The sequence below is a fragment of the Luteibacter sp. E-22 genome, from assembly GCF_049913125.1.
GTDB lineage: Bacteria > Pseudomonadota > Gammaproteobacteria > Xanthomonadales > Rhodanobacteraceae > Luteibacter.
Window position 1 is genome coordinate 2,118,185 of the sequence record NZ_CP183975.1, and the last position, 15,983, is coordinate 2,134,167.

Here is a 15,983-nt window from a genome sequence, read left to right on the forward strand (position 1 = left end):
CGAAGTTGTATCCCGCTGCGCGAAAGGTGGCCGAAGAAACAGGTATGTCGTGGGAGCTCATTCTTGCCCAGGCGGCACAGGAGACTGGATGGGGGCAGAAGGTTCTTCCTGAAACCAATAACATCTTCAATATCAAGGCAGGTATCGGCTGGGAAGGTGAGACCAAGGTCTTTAATGTTTGGGAACGGGTCAACGGTAAGACGGTATGGATTGACCAACCTTTCCGGGTGTACGACTCGATTGAAGATTCCTTGAAGGATCGCGTAAAGTTTCTACGGGAAAATCCTCGATACAGGAAGGCGGGATTGTTCGACGAGGGTACGGCCGGTGATCTGCATGGCGAGGCTCATGCTCTGCAGAGGGCGGGGTACGCAACCGATGAGAACTACGCCCAGAACCTGGTCGACCTGTTCAACGGTCGGACGATGCTTCGCAGCATTGCGTTGGCGACAGGCCAGGAAACGCCGCTGCAGGTGTCTCCACGGAGTCGAACCTTGCGCCAGGGCCAACATTCGCCTGCGGTGGGCGAACTTCAGGATCAATTGATTCGACTCGGCTACGTGGGTACCGAAGACGCACCTGTTATCTCTGACGAGCATTATGGACGCCATACGCGCGCCGCCGTCCAGGCATTCCAGAGGGACCATGATCTTGCAGCGGATGGCATAGCAGGCGCCGCCACACTGGCCGCCGTGCGCCACGCCGTGGAGACCGAGCTGCGTTCGATCGGGCAACCGGACGCGCCCTACTTGCGAGACGAACAGCCGGACGATGCGATCGCGGCCTATCGATCCTTGGCGCCCGAGGCCAAATCGGCGACGCCACTCATGCCCACCATCGATCAGGGTTCGCCAGAGAGGCACTCGGATGCCTTGCAGGCAGCAGCCGTCACGCACCAAAACGCCGATGGCATTCGCGCCCTCCAGGAGAACCTCAACACGCTAGGCGTGACGGACATGGCGGGAGACCCATTGATCGTGCACGGGGCCTACGACACTCCCACACAGACCGCCGTCGCCCGTTTTCAGTCGATGCAGGGCATGCCGGTGACAGGCCTGCCGGACGAGGCCACGCTGAGGAACGTGCAGGCACAGGCATTCATTGCCGACCTGCAGCAGGTGGAGGTCCCATCCGTTTCGCGCGGTGTGCCGGCGTTCGGTGCGACACGGGAAGTCGATGCCGAGGAACCCGAGAAGGAGCTTGAGGCCGTATCCCACAGTCAGGGGCACCATCGCACCGATCCTCGGCACCCCGACAGCCCGAATCACGACCTCTACAACGAGCTGCAAAGGAGTATCCCCGAGGCGTCCGAGGACCGCTTGCTGCAGTTCACAGCGGCGTGTCATGAGAACCGGATCACCGCCGACAATCTTTCCAGCGTTCATCTGAACGAGGAGACCTTGACGTTGACCATGCTTGGCAAAGGCCCGTTGACAAGCCCGGCCCAGGTGGACCTCAGCCTTCCGCCGCCGCAGCCGGAACAGGCGATCGAGCAGATCCAGCAAGTCGATCAGCAGCAGTCACAGATGCTCCAGGCGTTCCGGGAGCAGAACATGCAGCTCAGCCAGGGAATGTCGCGCTAGGCGAAAGGTTGCCGCAACGGCCAAACCCGTTGCGGCAACCACACATCAAGCCTTCTTGATGAAGGCCAGGATGTCCTTGTTCAGCTCTTCCGCATGCACGGTCAGCATGCCGTGCGGGTAGCCCTTGTAGATCTTCAGTTCGCTGTGCTTGAGCAGCTTGGCGGACAGCACGCCGGCATCGGCGTAAGGAACGATCTGGTCGTCGTCGCCGTGCAGGACGAGGGTCGGCACGTCGATCGCCTTCAGGTCTTCGGTGAAGTCGGTTTCCGAGAAGGCCTTGATGCAGTCGTAGTGGGCCTTGGCACCGCCGATCATGCCCTGGCGCCACCAGTTGTCGACCACGCCTTCGATCGTCTTCACGCCGGGGCGGTTGAAGCCGTAGAAGGGGATCGGCACTTCACGGTAGAACTGGGCGCGGTTGGCGGCCAGCTGCTGGCGGAGGCCGTCGAACACCGAGATGTCCAGGCCGCCCGGGTTGGCCGGCGTCTTGACCATGATCGGCGGCACGGCGCTGACCAGCACGGCCTTGGCCACGCGGCCCTTGCCATGACGGGCGACGTAGCGCGCCACTTCGCCACCGCCGGTGGAATGGCCGATGTGGATGGCATTCTTGAGGTCGAGGTGCTCGGTGAGGGCGGCGACGTCGGCGGCGTACGTGTCCATCTCATTGCCAGTAGCCGTCTGCGTGGAGCGGCCATGACCACGGCGGTCGTGCGCGATGACGCGGAATCCTTCGTTGAGGAAGAACAGCATCTGCGCGTCCCAATCGTCCGAGCTCAGCGGCCAGCCGTGGTGGAACACGATCGGCTGACCCTTGCCCCAATCCTTGTAGTAGATCTGGGTGCCGTCTTTAGTGGTGATGAAAGACATCGAGCTTTCCTTCTTGCCAGTGGATGATGACGTGGTCGCGGCGGTCGCAGGGGCCGAGGCGGTCATCGCGCCGGCGCCGACGAGGGTGCCGGCGGCGAGCGTGCCTGCATTGACGACAAAGTTGCGGCGCTTGGGATCGAGCGCTGATTCATTCGATTCGGTCACGGGTCTGTCTCCTGAGTGGCCCTCGGCCATTCTCAGGGGGTGTCGAAGGGACGCGATAGGACGCTCGTGCTTTTTTTAGCCGCGTCGTGCGGCGCGTTCGCGGCCGTTCGATTCCTCGACGGTGTAGCAGCTCTCCGGAACCGCCTCCAGGTGATCGCGCGGGATCGGGTCGCCGCTGCTGTCGGACAGGCCGTAGGTGCCTTCGTCGATCTTCTCCAGCGCACGGTCGATCGCGACCAGGCGGGCTTCGTTATGCGACAACAGGGCTTCGTCGTTGGCCTGCTGCGCGAAACGGTCGCCATCGTCTCCTTCGTCCTGCGGCTCGCCGCCCGCGGCCGCCTGCCACTCTTGCTCGTCGTCACCGGCGGCATCGCCCGTCTCGATCAGCTGCCGGCGAAGGTCGAGCAAGCGCTGCTTCTGGCTTGCGATGAAGGCGGCGTCCAGCGTGGAATGGGACATGGGTGGTACTCCGGAGTGAGGGTGAGTGGCGAGGCCAATACGGTGGTTTAGCATCCCGCCCCGCTCACGGATTGTGAATTTGTATCCTGCCTGCCCTTAGCCCGCGCAGCGGCCGTCCAACGGCGCGTTCAAGGCCTCGTCGATGGGATCGCCCGTGACCCCGCTCCGCCGTTCCGACGGTGGAAACTCGATCCTTACGGCGATCGGCTTGCCGCGGGCATCGCGGATGTTGCCCGGTCCTTCGTAACGGCGCAGGCGGCGGTCGGCTTCGCTGTAAGTCACCATGATCGAGGGCGCCACGAAGGCGTACCAGGTATCCAGTTTCAGGTTGAGCTGGCGGTCGCCGTCGCGCGGCTCGTCGGCGGAGATGTGGACCGGCATGAATCGACCGCGCGAGGTGAGCAGGAAGGCCACCGTCGCGCCGCGCCGCACCACCGTTTCCCAATGGGTGCGCAGGTAGGTGTCGAAGCCGGCATCGATCACGGCGTCACCCTTGTCCGGCAACGGCCGTTCCACCCGCTGGCCGCCGGGCCGGCGTACATAGGCCACGCGGGTAGCGCCTTCACGCGCCACCCCTTCCTCGTAGCCGGTGCGGGCATCCACGAAGGAATAGTCCGGCTGCGGGGAGCCGCTCCGCACGTCGAGCTCCTTCCGGGCGAAGGCCTTGCCGTCGAGGCATTCGAACAGGACCGCATGGCGCGCACTGTCCACGAGGTGCACCTCGCGGTAGAGGGGTATCACGGCGCCGGCCCGGTAGGCCGTGCCGACGTATCGCTCCACCGCGGCGGCTGGTGGTGCCGCCATGAGGCACGAAGCCAGGAAGATCGTCCGGCGGGCGGAGTCGTCTAGAGTCATGCATGGTTGCCAGGAAGGGTATGGCCTCGACTTTACGCGCAGTAGTGTCAAGCCGATGAAAGCGTGACCACCGACACATACGCCCCGGCCCACGATTCGGCTTAGGATGGCGCACGTCCTGAAGACAGGGGAATCGCATGAAGCTTGGGTCACTGGTCGCCGCCATGACGGCGTTCGTGGGTTTCGCCGTATTGCCGGCCCACGCCGCCACCAAGGAAGAGGCCGCCGTACTGGCGCCTGTGCAGGCGTTGTTCGATGGGATGGCGAAGTACGACAGCGCGGCCATGCTGGCCGCCGTGCAGCCCGAGGGCAGCGTGGCCTTGCTACGCAAAGGCAAGGTCGTCCGCATGACCCTTGCCGATTTCGCCAACCACATCAAGCCGGGCAAGGATCGCATCGAGGAGCGTATCTACGATCCGCTGGTGCGCATCGACGGTGACATCGCCATCGTCTGGGCGCCCTACGACTTCCTCGTGAATGGGCAGGTCAAGCACTGCGGCACCGATGCGGTGAACCTGGTGCGCGTGGACGGCCGCTGGCTGATCTCCGGCATCGCCGACAACAGCCGGGACGATTGCCCCGCGCGTTGATGCGCGGGCAGGATGTCTTCTTCAGTCGCCGTGCTTCGCCACGTGCGTGTCGATCCACGCGGTAACGAAGGCATCGAGCGATGTCCTGGGGGGCGGCGTGAGGCCGGCGGTGCGCACGAATTCCACGGCGGCCTTGAGGAAGGCCTGCCGGGAACGCGCACTGGCCTGGCGCGCCGCCGCCTGCTTCTGACGAAGCTGCACGATGTGCGCCGAAGGCTGCCCCGGCCGGGCGAATTTCTGGTATCGGCGCAACTCGTCGGCGGCCAACGCCGTGTCGTGGGCCGCCTGCGCCTCGGCGGCACGCGCTTCGAGCAGTCGGTCGAGCCATTGGCCGGCGTCGCTCTGGGGATCGGGTCGTGTCATCGGTCGCCGGCGGTTCCATGGAGGTCCGCTAGCGTAGCCGCCGCACGCCGGCGACGCACCTAGCTCGGCTGCGTAGGTTGCGTACCCAGGCGCAGGCCGTGCGACCGGCACACGTCCACGCCGGGGAAGACCTGGCTGCGTCCACCCTGGAAGGTCACGCGCACATCACGCAGGCAGTCGCCCGGCGGCAGGCGTACGGTGGCGGAGGTGAGGCCGCCGGGCAGGGCGGCGCCGAGCGTGACATCCTCGAAGGCCTGGGAGTTCGCCGGCGCCGTGGCCAGTCCGGTCACGCTGTCGAAAGTGGCATTGACCACGGTGAACAAGCTCACCTCGCGCTTCTCCACCGGCAACCTCGTGAGGTCTCCGGCAAAGGCAGCGGTGGACACGACAGTGGCGAGGGCGAGAACGACAATGGCGGCGCGGATCGATGACATGGGACTCTCCTGAGTCGGTCGATGACGCCCCTATCTGGCCCTCGCGCGGGCCATCTGGACAACGCATCCGGGACGAATCGTAGGAGGGCCGGGGCGAATCGTAGATGGCGAAAGGAATGCTTCTCCCCCGTTGGAAACTGCGTCTAAGATGGCCTCGCACTCTTCCTGGATACCCTGTGATGAAGCTTCGCCTCGGCACGACCGACATCGGATGGAGGCGCTATATCGCCCTGTGGACGGTCGTGGTCGTCGTCTTCGCCGTGCAGCGTTATCAACAGGACGCCCTGTCCGGACACACCTGGGACGCCACGGATTACCTGCGTTGGTCGATGATCCAGTGGTACACCTGGGCCGCCCTGGCACCCGCCGTGTTCGAGCTGGCGGCGAGATATCCGGTCATCGGCGTGGCCCGGTGGCGTGACCTTTACGTTCCCATCGCGGCAAGCATTGGCGTCACGCTGCTGTCGCTCTTCATCGGCGCGCTGATTTCCGCGCCGTTCGAACCCAGCTCCTTCGCTGAGCAGTTCCGGCAGTTCCTCGGCCAGCACTTCGCCACCGGATTGCTGACGTACTGGTCATTGTTCGCGATCCAGCAAGCGCTGCAGTTTCGCGAGGAAAAGAACCGTCGCGAGATGGAGGCGAGCCGCATGGCCGCCGAACTCGCCCAATCGCGCTTGCAGTCACTGAAGTCGCAGTTGCAGCCGCATTTCCTGTTCAACACGCTGCACGCGATCGCCACGCTGCTCAAGGAAGACACGCTGTCCGCTGAGGACATGCTGTTGCGCCTGAGCGATCTCCTGCGCGCATTTCTCGAAGATTACGATGGCCAGGAAGTGAGCTTGCGGCGCGAACTCGTGCTCCTGGACCTCTACCTCGGCATCCAGGCCATGCGCTTCAAGGACCGTCTTACCGTGCGGATCTACGTCGCGCCGGATACGCTGGATTGCGCGGTGCCCAGCCTGATCCTGCAACCCATCGTGGAAAACGCCATCCACCACGGCATCAGCGAGCGGATAGGCAGCGACATCATCGAGATCGAGAGCCGCCGCGAGGGCGATCTGCTCTGCATCGAGGTGCGCAATCGCAACAGTACCCTGGAGAATGGCGAAGGAAGCCGTGCGCGCAAGGGACATGGGGTGGGTCTTTCGAACACGCAGCTGCGCCTGTACGAGTTGTACGGCGATGCGGGGCAGGTACGTCTCGACATGCTCTGGCCCGAAGGTGTCGCTTGCCGCATCCATGTACCGTTCCGGCGCATCGACGACCTGGACGATTCACCGGAGATCGACACGGTATGACCATCGCCGCCCTCGTCGTGGATGACGAGCCGATCGCACGGCGCGCCATCGTTCGCCTGTTGGGCGAGGACCCGCAGGTCCACGTGGCCGGCGAATATGGCGATGGGCTGTCCGCGGTGCAGGCGATCCGCGAGCATTCGCCCGACGTGGTCTTCCTCGACATCCAGATGCCCGGCATGGACGGCATGGACGTGGTGGCCGCGATCGGCCCGGCGAGGATGCCGGCCACCGTGTTCGTCACCGCCTTCGAGAACTACGCCGTGCGTGCCTTCGAAGCCAATGCCGTGGACTACCTGGTCAAGCCCTTCAGCCGCGACCGCTTCGTGCAGACGCTGCAGCGGGTGAAGACGAGGCTGACCGCGCCCGGTACGCCCGGCGTGGGCGCCGCGGGCAGCGAAGCCATCCAGCAGGTGTTGGAGGCGTTGCGCCGGCGTGAGGGTTACCTCGACCGCATTCCCATCCGCACGCGCGACCAGGTCACCTTCATCGATGTCGACGACATCGTCTGGATCAAGGCCAACGGCAACGCGGTCGAGATCCACCTGATGGACGGCGTGCACGAGATGCGCGAGACGATGGCTACGCTGGCCGAGCGGCTGGACCCGAAGCATTTCGCCCGGGTCCATCGGTCTGCCATCATCAACGTGCGCCGGGTGCAGGCGATACATCCCTGGTTCAACGGGCACCACGTGGTGACGATGGATACGGGCCAGAAGTTGCGCATGAGCCGATACCAGCGCGAAGCCTTCCTGCGACTGGTGTCGGCGCGTGGCGATATTTCGCCTCAAAGTTGATCGATTTGCCGCCGGTGTCCTCGGGTCAGGGTGCCTTCGCGGATGGGGCATCCCAGCCGCCGCCCAGGGCACGGAACGATGAGATCGCGGCACGGGTCGCGGCCGCGTTGGCCCGAACGCGTGCGTCTCGTGTCGCAAGGAGTCGCGTATCGGCATCGAGCACCTCGATGATGCTCACCGCGCCACCTTCGAAGGCCTTTCGAGACGCCGTTTGTGCCTTGGTGAGCGCATCTTCGCCGCCGGCGAGGATCTGTGCCTGGGCTTCGCGCTTGACCAGCTCCGTCAGACTGTCTTCGACTTCCTCGCTGGCGTGCAGGACCGTCAGCCGGTAATTGGCGAGCGCTTCGGCATGGGCGCCCTTTGCCCGTTTGATATCCGCGTCGATATGCCCGAAATCGAACAGCCGCCAGTGCAGACCGAGCATGGCCGACGCCTGGTTCGCGGGTCCCGTGAACTGGTGGCCCGCGGTGGTCGTTGCCGTGCCGGCAAGCGCCGAGAGCGAAAACGAGGGGTAGTACTCCGCGATTGCCGCACCGATGTTCGCATTGGTCGCGGCGAGTTGCCGCTCGGCGGCGATGATGTCCGGTCGACGGCGCAGCAACCCCGCCGGGCCGTCCATGGTGTCGACGCGGGGAGGCGTGGGCACGGGAGCATTGGCAGGGAGCTCACGAAGTGCCGTACCGGGTTGTTGCCCGAGCAAGACATCGAGCGCGTTGCCTGTGGCTTCGAGGCTCGATTCGAGATCGGGGATGGCCGCGCTGACTTGCGCGAGGACGCCCTCGGTCTGGCGTAGCTGGAGCTCGGGGGCGACGCCCGCATCGAACTGCATGCGTATGGTCGACGTCAGGCGCTCCTGCGTCTTGACCTGGTCCTTGGCAACAGCGAGGCGGCCTTGAAGTTCGCGAATGGTGACATAGGTGCGTGCGACCTCCGCCTGGACGGCGAGACGGACTGCGATGCCCTCGGCCCTCGCTGCCTGATAGCTGGCAAGGGCGCTCTCGCGTTCGCGCCGGCGTCCCCCGAAGATGTCGATGTCCCAACCCACCGAGACGTCACCTTCGTAGAGGCTGCCGTATCGGTCGAAGCCCGGCGTGCCGTTGAGCACACGCCCGAGTGGCGTTTCGAGAGATTGTTTCGCCCGGCCGCCGGAGACATCGATGGCGCCACTTGGTGCGAGCGACGCGGTCGCGCTGGTAACTCCCGCGCGGGCCTGGAGGACGCGGGCCTCGGCGCGGGCGAGATCGAGGTTGGCCTGCATGGCACGATCAACGAGCGCGGCAAGCGTAGGGTCGCCAAACGAGTTCCACCATTGTGAGGCGTCGGCTGTCTGCCCCGATCGGATCGAAGCCGCCGCGGCCGAATGGAAGCCGGTCGCCGGGTCGATGGTGGGGGGCGTCTTGTAATCAGGGCCGACGGCGCACGCTTGCAGGGCCGCCGCGAGGGACGCGGCAAGTACGAGCCGGGGAAGGGATGACATGGGTGAACTCTGACGATTAAATGTGACCATATTACGAAATGGTCACTCGTTGTCAAGAAGACCATAGGGGTTGTACTGTCACCCCCATGACCAGCACAGCGCCCGCTCCCACTCCTGATCCACTCGCCTCGGTATCGGTGCGGGATCAGATCATCGAAGCCGCCGACGAGTATTTCAGCCGGTTCGGATATGCCAAGACGACGGTGTCGGACCTGGCCAAGGCCATCGGTTTTTCGAAGGCGTACATCTACAAGTTCTTCGACTCGAAGCAGGCCATCGGTGAGGCTATCTGTACCCGTACCCTCACGGGGCAGCTCTCGGCCGTTGAAGCGGCAGTCGAGGCGGCGGACGGTCCGAATGAGCGTCTTCGTGCCTTTTTCCGCGAGATTCTCAAGCAAAGCCTCGAACAGTTTTTCAACGATCGACAGCTTTACGACGTCGTCTCCCACTCCTGCGCGGAACAGTGGGGGAGCTCGCAACATTACGCCAGGATGCTCCTGGCACGCCTGACCACGCTGGTCCAGGAGGGGCGGGACGCGGGGGCTTTCGAGAAGAAAACACCTATCGAAGATGTCTGCTGCGGCATCTGGTTCGCCACGTCGCCGTTTACGAATCCCGTGATGCTCCAACTCGATCTCGACGGGGCGCCTGCGGGTCTGGAGGTTGTCCTGGGACTGGTTCTCCGGAGCCTTGCTCCTTAAGATCTTAGTGACCAATTGACAAATGGGTCACTAGACACCGACACTGATGCTCCCTGTTTCTTTCGGAAGCCATCATGTTGCACGTTGCCTTTCGGGGCCGGGTCCCGCGGGTCCTGGCCCCTGTCGCCGCCGTCGTCCTGGCCGCCTGTTCCCAGAACCAGGCTGATCCGAGGCTCGAAGCCCCTCTTGTGCGTTCGCAGACGGCGAGTGCCGCGCAGCTTGTGAGTCGCACCTACACGGGTGTGGTCTCGGCCCGGGTACAGAGCAACCTTGGCTTTCGTGTGCCAGGAAAAATCGTCGAACGCCTGGTCGATACAGGGCAGGTGGTCCACGCGGGCCAGCCCCTGATGCGTATCGACAGGACCGATCTCGCGCTGGCCGACATGGCAGCGATGCAGGCGGTCGAAGGTGCTCGTGCGCAAGCGTTGCAAACGGCGGCAGACGAGAAGCGCTTTCGGGGCCTCGTCAGTGCCGGAGCGGTGTCGGCCTCGGCCTATGACCAGGCGAAAGCAGCATCGGAAGCGGCCGCGGCAAGACTGAAAGCGGCGGAAGCCCAGGCGCGCGTGTCGTCCAACGAGGCCGGCTACTCGGTTCTCACGGCGGACTCCGACGGGACGGTGGTCGATACCCTGGGCGAGCCCGGCCAGGTGGTGACGGCCGGACAGGTGGTTGTTCGTCTCGCCCATGCCGGTCCGCGGGAGGCGCTCGTCGACCTGCCCGAAACGGTGCGTCCGAAAATCGGTTCGACGGCGAGTGCCACGATCTTCGGATCGACCGGGCAGGGTGGTCAGGCACGCCTGCGCCAACTTTCCGAGTCGGCCGACGAGGCAACGCGTACGTTCGAAGCGCGTTTCGTGCTCGAGGGTGACGCCGCCAATGCACCGCTTGGCGCCACGGTGGTGATTCGCCTCGACCAGCCGGGCGAGGGCACCATCGAAATTCCGCTCGCAGCCGTTTATGACGCGGGCAAGGGCCCCGGTGTTTGGGTCATCGACGGCAAGAGCCACGCGGTCAGCTGGAAGCCTGTCCGCCTCTCGGGCGTGGGCGAGGAGACCGCATCGGTGGCATCGGGCCTCGCCCCCGGAGATCGCTTCGTCGCACTCGGTGCACACCAGCTCCACGAGGGCGAGCAGGTGCGCCTGCCCGACATGCCAGGCACGGATGCAACCAAGCCTGCGGTGACGCCAGACAGCAAGGGCGGTGCGAATGTTGCGGGGGCCGCACGATGAGCGGATTCAATCTCTCGGCGCTCGCGGTGCGCGAGCGGTCGGTGACCCTGTTCTTGATTGTCGCCATCTCCTGTGCCGGGTTGTTTGCATTCCTGCACCTGGGCCGCGCCGAGGACCCGAGCTTTACCGTCAAGGTCCTTACGGTCGTTACAGCCTGGCCGGGCGCCACGGCCCGCGAGATGCAGGACCAGGTTGCGGAGCCGCTGGAAAAACGCCTCCAGGAGCTCAAGTGGTACGACCGCAGTGAGACCTTCACCAGGCCCGGGCTCGCCTTCACCACGTTGACGTTGCGCGATGACACGCCACCCGCCGACGTGCCCGAGGAGTTCTACCAGGCGAGGAAGAAGCTTGGTGACGAGGCGGCGAAGCTGCCCCCGGGCGTCATCGGCCCCTTGGTCAACGACGAATACGCCGATGTGACTTTCGCGCTCTATGCATTGAAGGCAAAGGGCGAACCACACCGCGCGCTGGTTCGTGAGGCCGAGACGCTCCGCCAGAGGCTCCTGCACGTGGCCGGTGTGAAAAAGGTCAACATCATCGGCGAACGGCCCGAACGCATCTACGTCGAGTTCTCGCACGAGCGCCTGACCACCCTCGGTATCGCCCCGTCCGCCGTGTTCTCCGCGCTCAACGCCCAGAACCTGCTGACCCCCGCCGGTTCGATCGACACCACGGGTCCCCAGGTCGTCGTGCGCCTCGATGGCGCGTTCGATTCGCTTGACCGTATCAGCCAGACGCCTGTGGTGAGCAATGGGCGCACGCTTCGTCTGTCGGACATCGCGACCGTTCGGCGCGGTTATGAAGACCCCGCCACGTTCCTCATTCGCAACCAGGGCGAACCGGCGATCGTCCTCGGCGTGGTGATGAAAGATCGGTACAACGGCCTGGAGCTCGGCAAGGCACTCGAACACGAGGCGGCCGACATCGCCCGCGAATTGCCGGTCGGGCTGTCATTTACGAAAATCACCGACCAGGCGGTCAACATCGCCGAAGCGTACGACGAGTTCATGCTCAAGTTCTTCGTCGCACTCGCCGTGGTCATTGCCGTCAGCCTCGTGAGTCTCGGCTTTCGTGTCGGCATCGTAGTCGCGGCTGCCGTTCCCCTGACACTGGCGGGCGTCTTCGTCATCATGCTCGCGACCGGGCGTGACTTCGATCGAATCACCCTGGGCGCGCTCATCCTGTCGCTGGGTCTTCTGGTCGACGACGCGATCATCATCATCGAAACCATCGTGGTGAAGATGGAAGAGGGGCGCGACCGGGTGGCCGCGGCCACGTATGCATGGGGACACACCGCGGCACCGATGCTCGCGGGTACGCTGGTGACGGCCATCGGACTGATGCCGGTCGGCTTCGCAAAGTCGACCGCAGGTGAGTACGCCGGCAACATTTTCTGGGTGGTGATGTTCTCGCTGCTCACGTCCTGGCTCGTTGCCGTGGTGTTCACGCCCTACCTGGGCGTCAAGTTGTTGCCGGACATCAAGCCGGTGCATGGTGGGCATGCGGCCATTTACGGCACGCCAAGGTACAAGAAGCTCCGAGGCCTCATCGCGTGGGCGGTCCGCGGCAAGTGGCTAATCGCAGGCTCGACGGTGGGATTGTTCGTCATTGCCGTCTTCGGCATGGGCTTCGTCAAAAACCAGTTCTTCCCGGCGTCCGACCGTCCCGAAGTGCTCATCGAAATCCAGTTGCCTGAAGGAAGCTCGATCAACGCCACGACGAAGGCGGTGACCGAGGTCGAGGCTTGGCTTCGCAAGCAGCCCGAAGCCAAGATCGTCACCAGCTACATCGGGCAGGGCGCGCCGCGCTTTTACCTTGCCATTGCGCCCGAGCTTCCGGACCCGTCGTTCGCCAAGATCGTGGTGCTGACAGACAACGAACAAACCCGTGAAATGCTCAAGCGGCGGGTGTGGGAAGCTGCGCAGAATGGGCTCGCATCCGAAGCGCGTGTCCGTGCGACACAGATTGTCTTCGGCCCGTATTCACCGTTCCCGGTGGCTTTCCGGGTTTCAGGCCCGGACGAGGAAAAAGTACGCCGGATTGCGGCGGACGTGAAAAATGTCATGCTCAAGAACCCGGCGATGCGCACGGTAAACACCGACTGGGGCGAGCGTGTGCCCACGATCCATTTCGTGCTCGACCAGGACCGTCTCAATGCCCTCGGGTTGACGTCGCAGGATGCAGCGAGCCAGCTGCAGTTTTTCCTTACCGGTGCGACGGTCACGCGGGTACGCGAAGACATCCGCTCGGTCGACGTCGTGGCCCGCAGCTCAGGCGACGAGCGTCTCGACCCGGCGCGCCTCCAGGGGTTCAGCCTCGTGTCGTCTTCGGGCAAGCGCATTCCGCTCGACCAGGTCGGTCACAGCGAGGTGCGAATGGAGGATCCCATTCTTCGCAGGCGCGACCGCATGACGACCATCACCGTGCGCGGCGATATCGGCGAGGCGTTCCAGCCGCCGGATGTATCGATGCAGCTCATCAAGGATCTAAAGCCGATGGTCGACGCGTTGCCCGCCGGCTACCACATCGATACGGCCGCGGCGCTCGAGGAAGCCGCCAAGGCGAACAAGGCACTGGCAGCCGTCTTCCCGCTGATGCTCTTGCTGATGATGGTGGTCATCGTGTTCGAGGTGCGGTCCATCTCTGGCATGTTGATGATTCTGGCGACGGCTCCGCTGGCATTGGTCGGCGTGGTGCCCACGCTCATCCTTTTTCACCAGCCGTTCGGCTTCAATGCCATTCTCGGGCTTATCGGCTTGGCCGGCATCATCATGCGTAACACGCTCATCCTCATCGGGCAGATTCATACCAATGAGCACCAGGGGCTCGATCCCTACCACGCCGTGGTCGAGGCGACCGTACAGCGCGCCCGCCCCGTCATCCTGACGGCGCTCGCGGCCGTGCTCGCCTTCATCCCGCTGACGTTCTCCGTCTTCTGGGGCTCGCTGGCGTTCACGCTGATTGGCGGGACCATCGGTGGAACGGTGCTGACGCTGTTGTTCCTCCCGGCGCTTTATGCCATCTGGTTCCGCATCCGACCCGATCCGGACATCGACCCGACGGCCGTGCCGGCGATCGACCACACGCCGACCGAAATGGCATAAAAAAAGGCACGGCCCGCAAGGGTCGTGCCTTTTTTGTCAGTGGATGAGGGCGTCAGGCGGAGGCCAGGTTCACGGCCGGCAGCTGGTCGACCCGGTCTTTCCATTCGAGGAGCGCCGTCAACGCCGAGGGAACCGGAATCTGGGCGTAGTAGGCAAACAGCAGGCCGCCGAGGACGGTGGCATCGGCCATCGAAAAGAAATCTCCGGCGATGTACGGCTGCTTTCGCAGGACGCCGTCGAAGTAGTGCATGCCCGCCAGCGCCTTTTCACGGTGCATCTCGCCCCAGTAGGTGCGGCCTTCCCATTCGGGATGCTTATACGGCTGCAAGGCTTCGCCCAGGCCGGGAGTCGCGTGGTGGAAGTAGATGCCGATGGCATCGATGAGCTCGGACTCGGCGCGCTTTTGCATCATGTGGACCATCGCTTTTTCGAGCGCGGTCTTTCCGGTCAGGATCGGGTTGCCGTCGAGGTTGTCGAGATACTCGGTGATGGCCGTGCACTCGGAAATGTATGTGCCGTCATCGAGCTCGAGGACGGGCACGGTGCCGGTCGGATTGATGGCCAGGAACGGAGGCTGCTTGTGTTCCGCCCCGGGGAGGTCCACCGGAATGAAGTCGACCTTGTCGAGCAGGCCCTTGGCCGCCAGGACGACGCGGACGCGGAGGGGGTTGGGAAAGCCGGGGATATCATGGATCTTCATGGATTCACCTATCTATGGATAGATAGATAATGCGACTTGCAATTCGGCCCGTCAACCCCTATCAATCGATAGGTAAACAGGTCGGAGAATCCCGTAATGAACGCTGACACCCGCCAGTCCATCCTGGCTGTAGCCCGCAGGATGGTGCAGGCCAACGGTTACGCCGCCCTGAGCTTTCGGGACATCGCGACGGCCGTCGGCATCAAGAGCGCGAGCGTCCATTACCACTTCCCGACGAAGGGAGCTCTCGGGGCTGAACTCGCACGCCAGTACACGGCGGAGATGAGCGCGTACCTCGGATCGCTTTTCGATGAGGGAGTGGATTCGTCCACTTTCATGCAGCGGTATACGGGTGTCTTTCGGGGCGCGCTGGCCAATGGGAACCGCATGTGCATGTGCGGCATCATGGCTGCCGAACGTGACGAGTTGCCGCCTGAAGTTCAGGATGAAGTGATCCGGTTTTCCGAGGCCAACGTCGAGTGGCTGACCCGCGCGCTTCAAGCGGCAAAAGATCCCGCTATGAAGGACGCAGGGGCGCGGGCACTCGCCATCTACGCAGCGGTCGAGGGTGCACAACTGGTCTCACGCGGGTTCAACGACATCGCCCTTTACGATCGTGCGATCGAGGCCTATCAGACGGCGGGCCTCATCCCGTAACGCAACGACATGCTCGATCTAGCCGGCATTCGCTGAGTTTTTTACCCCAGCCCCACGCGCCGCGTGAACACGTTCGGATGCCCGCTCAGCCATAGCGCGATGTCCTGCAACACGTGCTGAGAGGGAAACACGCGGCCATAGCAGACCAGGCCGATCGCCACGGCGCCGCCACCGAGCAGGGCGAGGCGCCACGGATCGGCGGACCTGGCGTTGACCTCGCCGCGCATCAGTCCGCGCAGGAACCAGGTGACCACGGCGGCACCGAGGATCGCGCCCAGCCAGACTTCAGACGGGCTGTGCACTTTCAGCACCAGGCGCGAGACCGCGACGGCGGCACCCACGCATGCACCGAGGGCGATCATGGACAGGCGTTGGCGCCGTGTGCCGCCCAGGGAAAGGACGCCCGCGAGGGTCGGCCATACCAGGATGGCGAGTGCCGTGTGTCCGCTGAAGCCGGTGTAGTTCAGGCCGGGAGGCCCGATGCCCCAGGCCATGAACAGCAGCTTGGAAAGCATCACGCCGCCTCCGCATATCGCCGCGGCGATCGCCCAGCGGCGTGCGTCGCGCCATCCCGGCGTGGGCAGCAACAGGCAGATCGCGATCCATGCGATCAACGGCAGCAGCAATGCGCTGTCGCCGAAGCTGGTGATGGCGGTCCATATCGTCATGCGTCGCGTTCGATCCGTATCATGTGCAGCGTATCC

Annotated in this window: 16 protein-coding genes; 8 read left to right on the top strand and 8 right to left on the bottom strand. The window is 64.2% G+C overall.

Annotated elements, in window-relative coordinates; genetic code table 11:
• Positions 1 to 44 precede the first annotated feature (44 nt).
• The gene (locus tag ACN9M2_RS09515; RefSeq protein WP_426287827.1) at positions 45 to 1,583 is read left to right on the top strand and encodes a peptidoglycan-binding protein; all 1,539 of its coding nucleotides are present in this window, start codon (positions 45 to 47) and stop codon (positions 1,581 to 1,583) included.
• A gap of 45 nt (positions 1,584 to 1,628) precedes the next feature.
• Here ACN9M2_RS09515 and ACN9M2_RS09520 read toward each other — a convergent pair whose 3' ends face one another.
• The 3 genes from ACN9M2_RS09520 to ACN9M2_RS09530 all read right to left on the bottom strand — a co-directional run bounded on the left by ACN9M2_RS09520 (position 1,629) and on the right by ACN9M2_RS09530 (position 3,932).
• Positions 1,629 to 2,453, bottom strand: coding sequence for an alpha/beta fold hydrolase (locus ACN9M2_RS09520; protein WP_426287891.1), 825 nt, complete (start codon positions 2,451 to 2,453; stop codon positions 1,629 to 1,631).
• A gap of 240 nt (positions 2,454 to 2,693) precedes the next feature.
• On the bottom strand, positions 2,694 to 3,077 hold the full coding sequence (locus ACN9M2_RS09525) for a TraR/DksA family transcriptional regulator (RefSeq protein WP_426287828.1): 384 nt from the start codon (positions 3,075 to 3,077) through the stop codon (positions 2,694 to 2,696).
• 96 nt (positions 3,078 to 3,173) lie between these two features.
• Complete coding sequence (locus ACN9M2_RS09530) at positions 3,174 to 3,932, bottom strand: hypothetical protein (RefSeq protein WP_426287829.1); 759 nt, start codon at positions 3,930 to 3,932, stop codon at positions 3,174 to 3,176.
• A gap of 137 nt (positions 3,933 to 4,069) precedes the next feature.
• On the opposite strand from ACN9M2_RS09530, the gene ACN9M2_RS09535 reads away from it, so the two are divergent.
• Positions 4,070 to 4,522 (top strand): nuclear transport factor 2 family protein, encoded by a 453-nt coding sequence (locus tag ACN9M2_RS09535; protein ID WP_426287830.1) that lies wholly within the window; start codon positions 4,070 to 4,072, stop codon positions 4,520 to 4,522.
• A 21-nt stretch (positions 4,523 to 4,543) separates the two neighbouring features.
• Here ACN9M2_RS09535 and ACN9M2_RS09540 read toward each other — a convergent pair whose 3' ends face one another.
• Together ACN9M2_RS09540 and ACN9M2_RS09545 are read right to left on the bottom strand one after the other, a co-directional pair.
• Positions 4,544 to 4,885, bottom strand: a complete 342-nt coding sequence (locus ACN9M2_RS09540; protein ID WP_426287831.1) for a hypothetical protein — start codon at positions 4,883 to 4,885, stop codon at positions 4,544 to 4,546.
• 59 nt (positions 4,886 to 4,944) lie between these two features.
• Positions 4,945 to 5,319, bottom strand: coding sequence for a hypothetical protein (locus tag ACN9M2_RS09545; protein WP_426287832.1), 375 nt, complete (start codon positions 5,317 to 5,319; stop codon positions 4,945 to 4,947).
• A 179-nt stretch (positions 5,320 to 5,498) separates the two neighbouring features.
• On the opposite strand from ACN9M2_RS09545, the gene ACN9M2_RS09550 reads away from it, so the two are divergent.
• Both ACN9M2_RS09550 and ACN9M2_RS09555 read left to right on the top strand, forming a co-directional pair.
• On the top strand, positions 5,499 to 6,617 hold the full coding sequence (locus ACN9M2_RS09550) for a sensor histidine kinase (protein ID WP_426287833.1): 1,119 nt from the start codon (positions 5,499 to 5,501) through the stop codon (positions 6,615 to 6,617).
• On the top strand, positions 6,614 to 7,411 hold the full coding sequence (locus tag ACN9M2_RS09555; protein WP_426287834.1) for a LytR/AlgR family response regulator transcription factor: 798 nt from the start codon (positions 6,614 to 6,616) through the stop codon (positions 7,409 to 7,411). The genes ACN9M2_RS09550 and ACN9M2_RS09555 overlap by 4 nt, the downstream gene beginning before the upstream one ends.
• Positions 7,412 to 7,436: 25 nt before the next feature.
• Here ACN9M2_RS09555 and ACN9M2_RS09560 read toward each other — a convergent pair whose 3' ends face one another.
• Positions 7,437 to 8,888: an efflux transporter outer membrane subunit gene (locus ACN9M2_RS09560; protein ID WP_426287835.1), complete on the bottom strand. Its 1,452-nt coding sequence runs from the start codon at positions 8,886 to 8,888 to the stop codon at positions 7,437 to 7,439.
• 86 nt (positions 8,889 to 8,974) lie between these two features.
• Between ACN9M2_RS09560 and ACN9M2_RS09565 the strand changes: the two genes are divergently transcribed.
• The 3 genes from ACN9M2_RS09565 to ACN9M2_RS09575 all read left to right on the top strand — a co-directional run bounded on the left by ACN9M2_RS09565 (position 8,975) and on the right by ACN9M2_RS09575 (position 13,922).
• A complete protein-coding gene (locus ACN9M2_RS09565; RefSeq protein ID WP_426287836.1) occupies positions 8,975 to 9,589 on the top strand; it encodes a TetR/AcrR family transcriptional regulator in 615 nt (204 codons plus the stop codon).
• A gap of 74 nt (positions 9,590 to 9,663) precedes the next feature.
• Positions 9,664 to 10,818 (top strand): efflux RND transporter periplasmic adaptor subunit, encoded by a 1,155-nt coding sequence (locus tag ACN9M2_RS09570; protein WP_426287837.1) that lies wholly within the window; start codon positions 9,664 to 9,666, stop codon positions 10,816 to 10,818.
• The gene (locus tag ACN9M2_RS09575) at positions 10,815 to 13,922 is read left to right on the top strand and encodes an efflux RND transporter permease subunit (protein WP_426287838.1); all 3,108 of its coding nucleotides are present in this window, start codon (positions 10,815 to 10,817) and stop codon (positions 13,920 to 13,922) included. Before ACN9M2_RS09570 ends, ACN9M2_RS09575 begins: the two co-directional genes overlap by 4 nt.
• 52 nt (positions 13,923 to 13,974) lie before the next feature.
• Here ACN9M2_RS09575 and ACN9M2_RS09580 read toward each other — a convergent pair whose 3' ends face one another.
• On the bottom strand, positions 13,975 to 14,622 hold the full coding sequence (locus ACN9M2_RS09580; RefSeq protein WP_426287839.1) for a glutathione S-transferase: 648 nt from the start codon (positions 14,620 to 14,622) through the stop codon (positions 13,975 to 13,977).
• Between the two features lie 96 nt (positions 14,623 to 14,718).
• Between ACN9M2_RS09580 and ACN9M2_RS09585 the strand changes: the two genes are divergently transcribed.
• A complete protein-coding gene (locus ACN9M2_RS09585) occupies positions 14,719 to 15,279 on the top strand; it encodes a TetR/AcrR family transcriptional regulator (protein WP_426287840.1) in 561 nt (186 codons plus the stop codon).
• A 41-nt stretch (positions 15,280 to 15,320) separates the two neighbouring features.
• Here ACN9M2_RS09585 and ACN9M2_RS09590 read toward each other — a convergent pair whose 3' ends face one another.
• The gene (locus ACN9M2_RS09590) at positions 15,321 to 15,947 is read right to left on the bottom strand and encodes a phosphatase PAP2 family protein (protein WP_426287841.1); all 627 of its coding nucleotides are present in this window, start codon (positions 15,945 to 15,947) and stop codon (positions 15,321 to 15,323) included.
• Between the last annotated feature and the right edge of the window lie 36 nt (positions 15,948 to 15,983).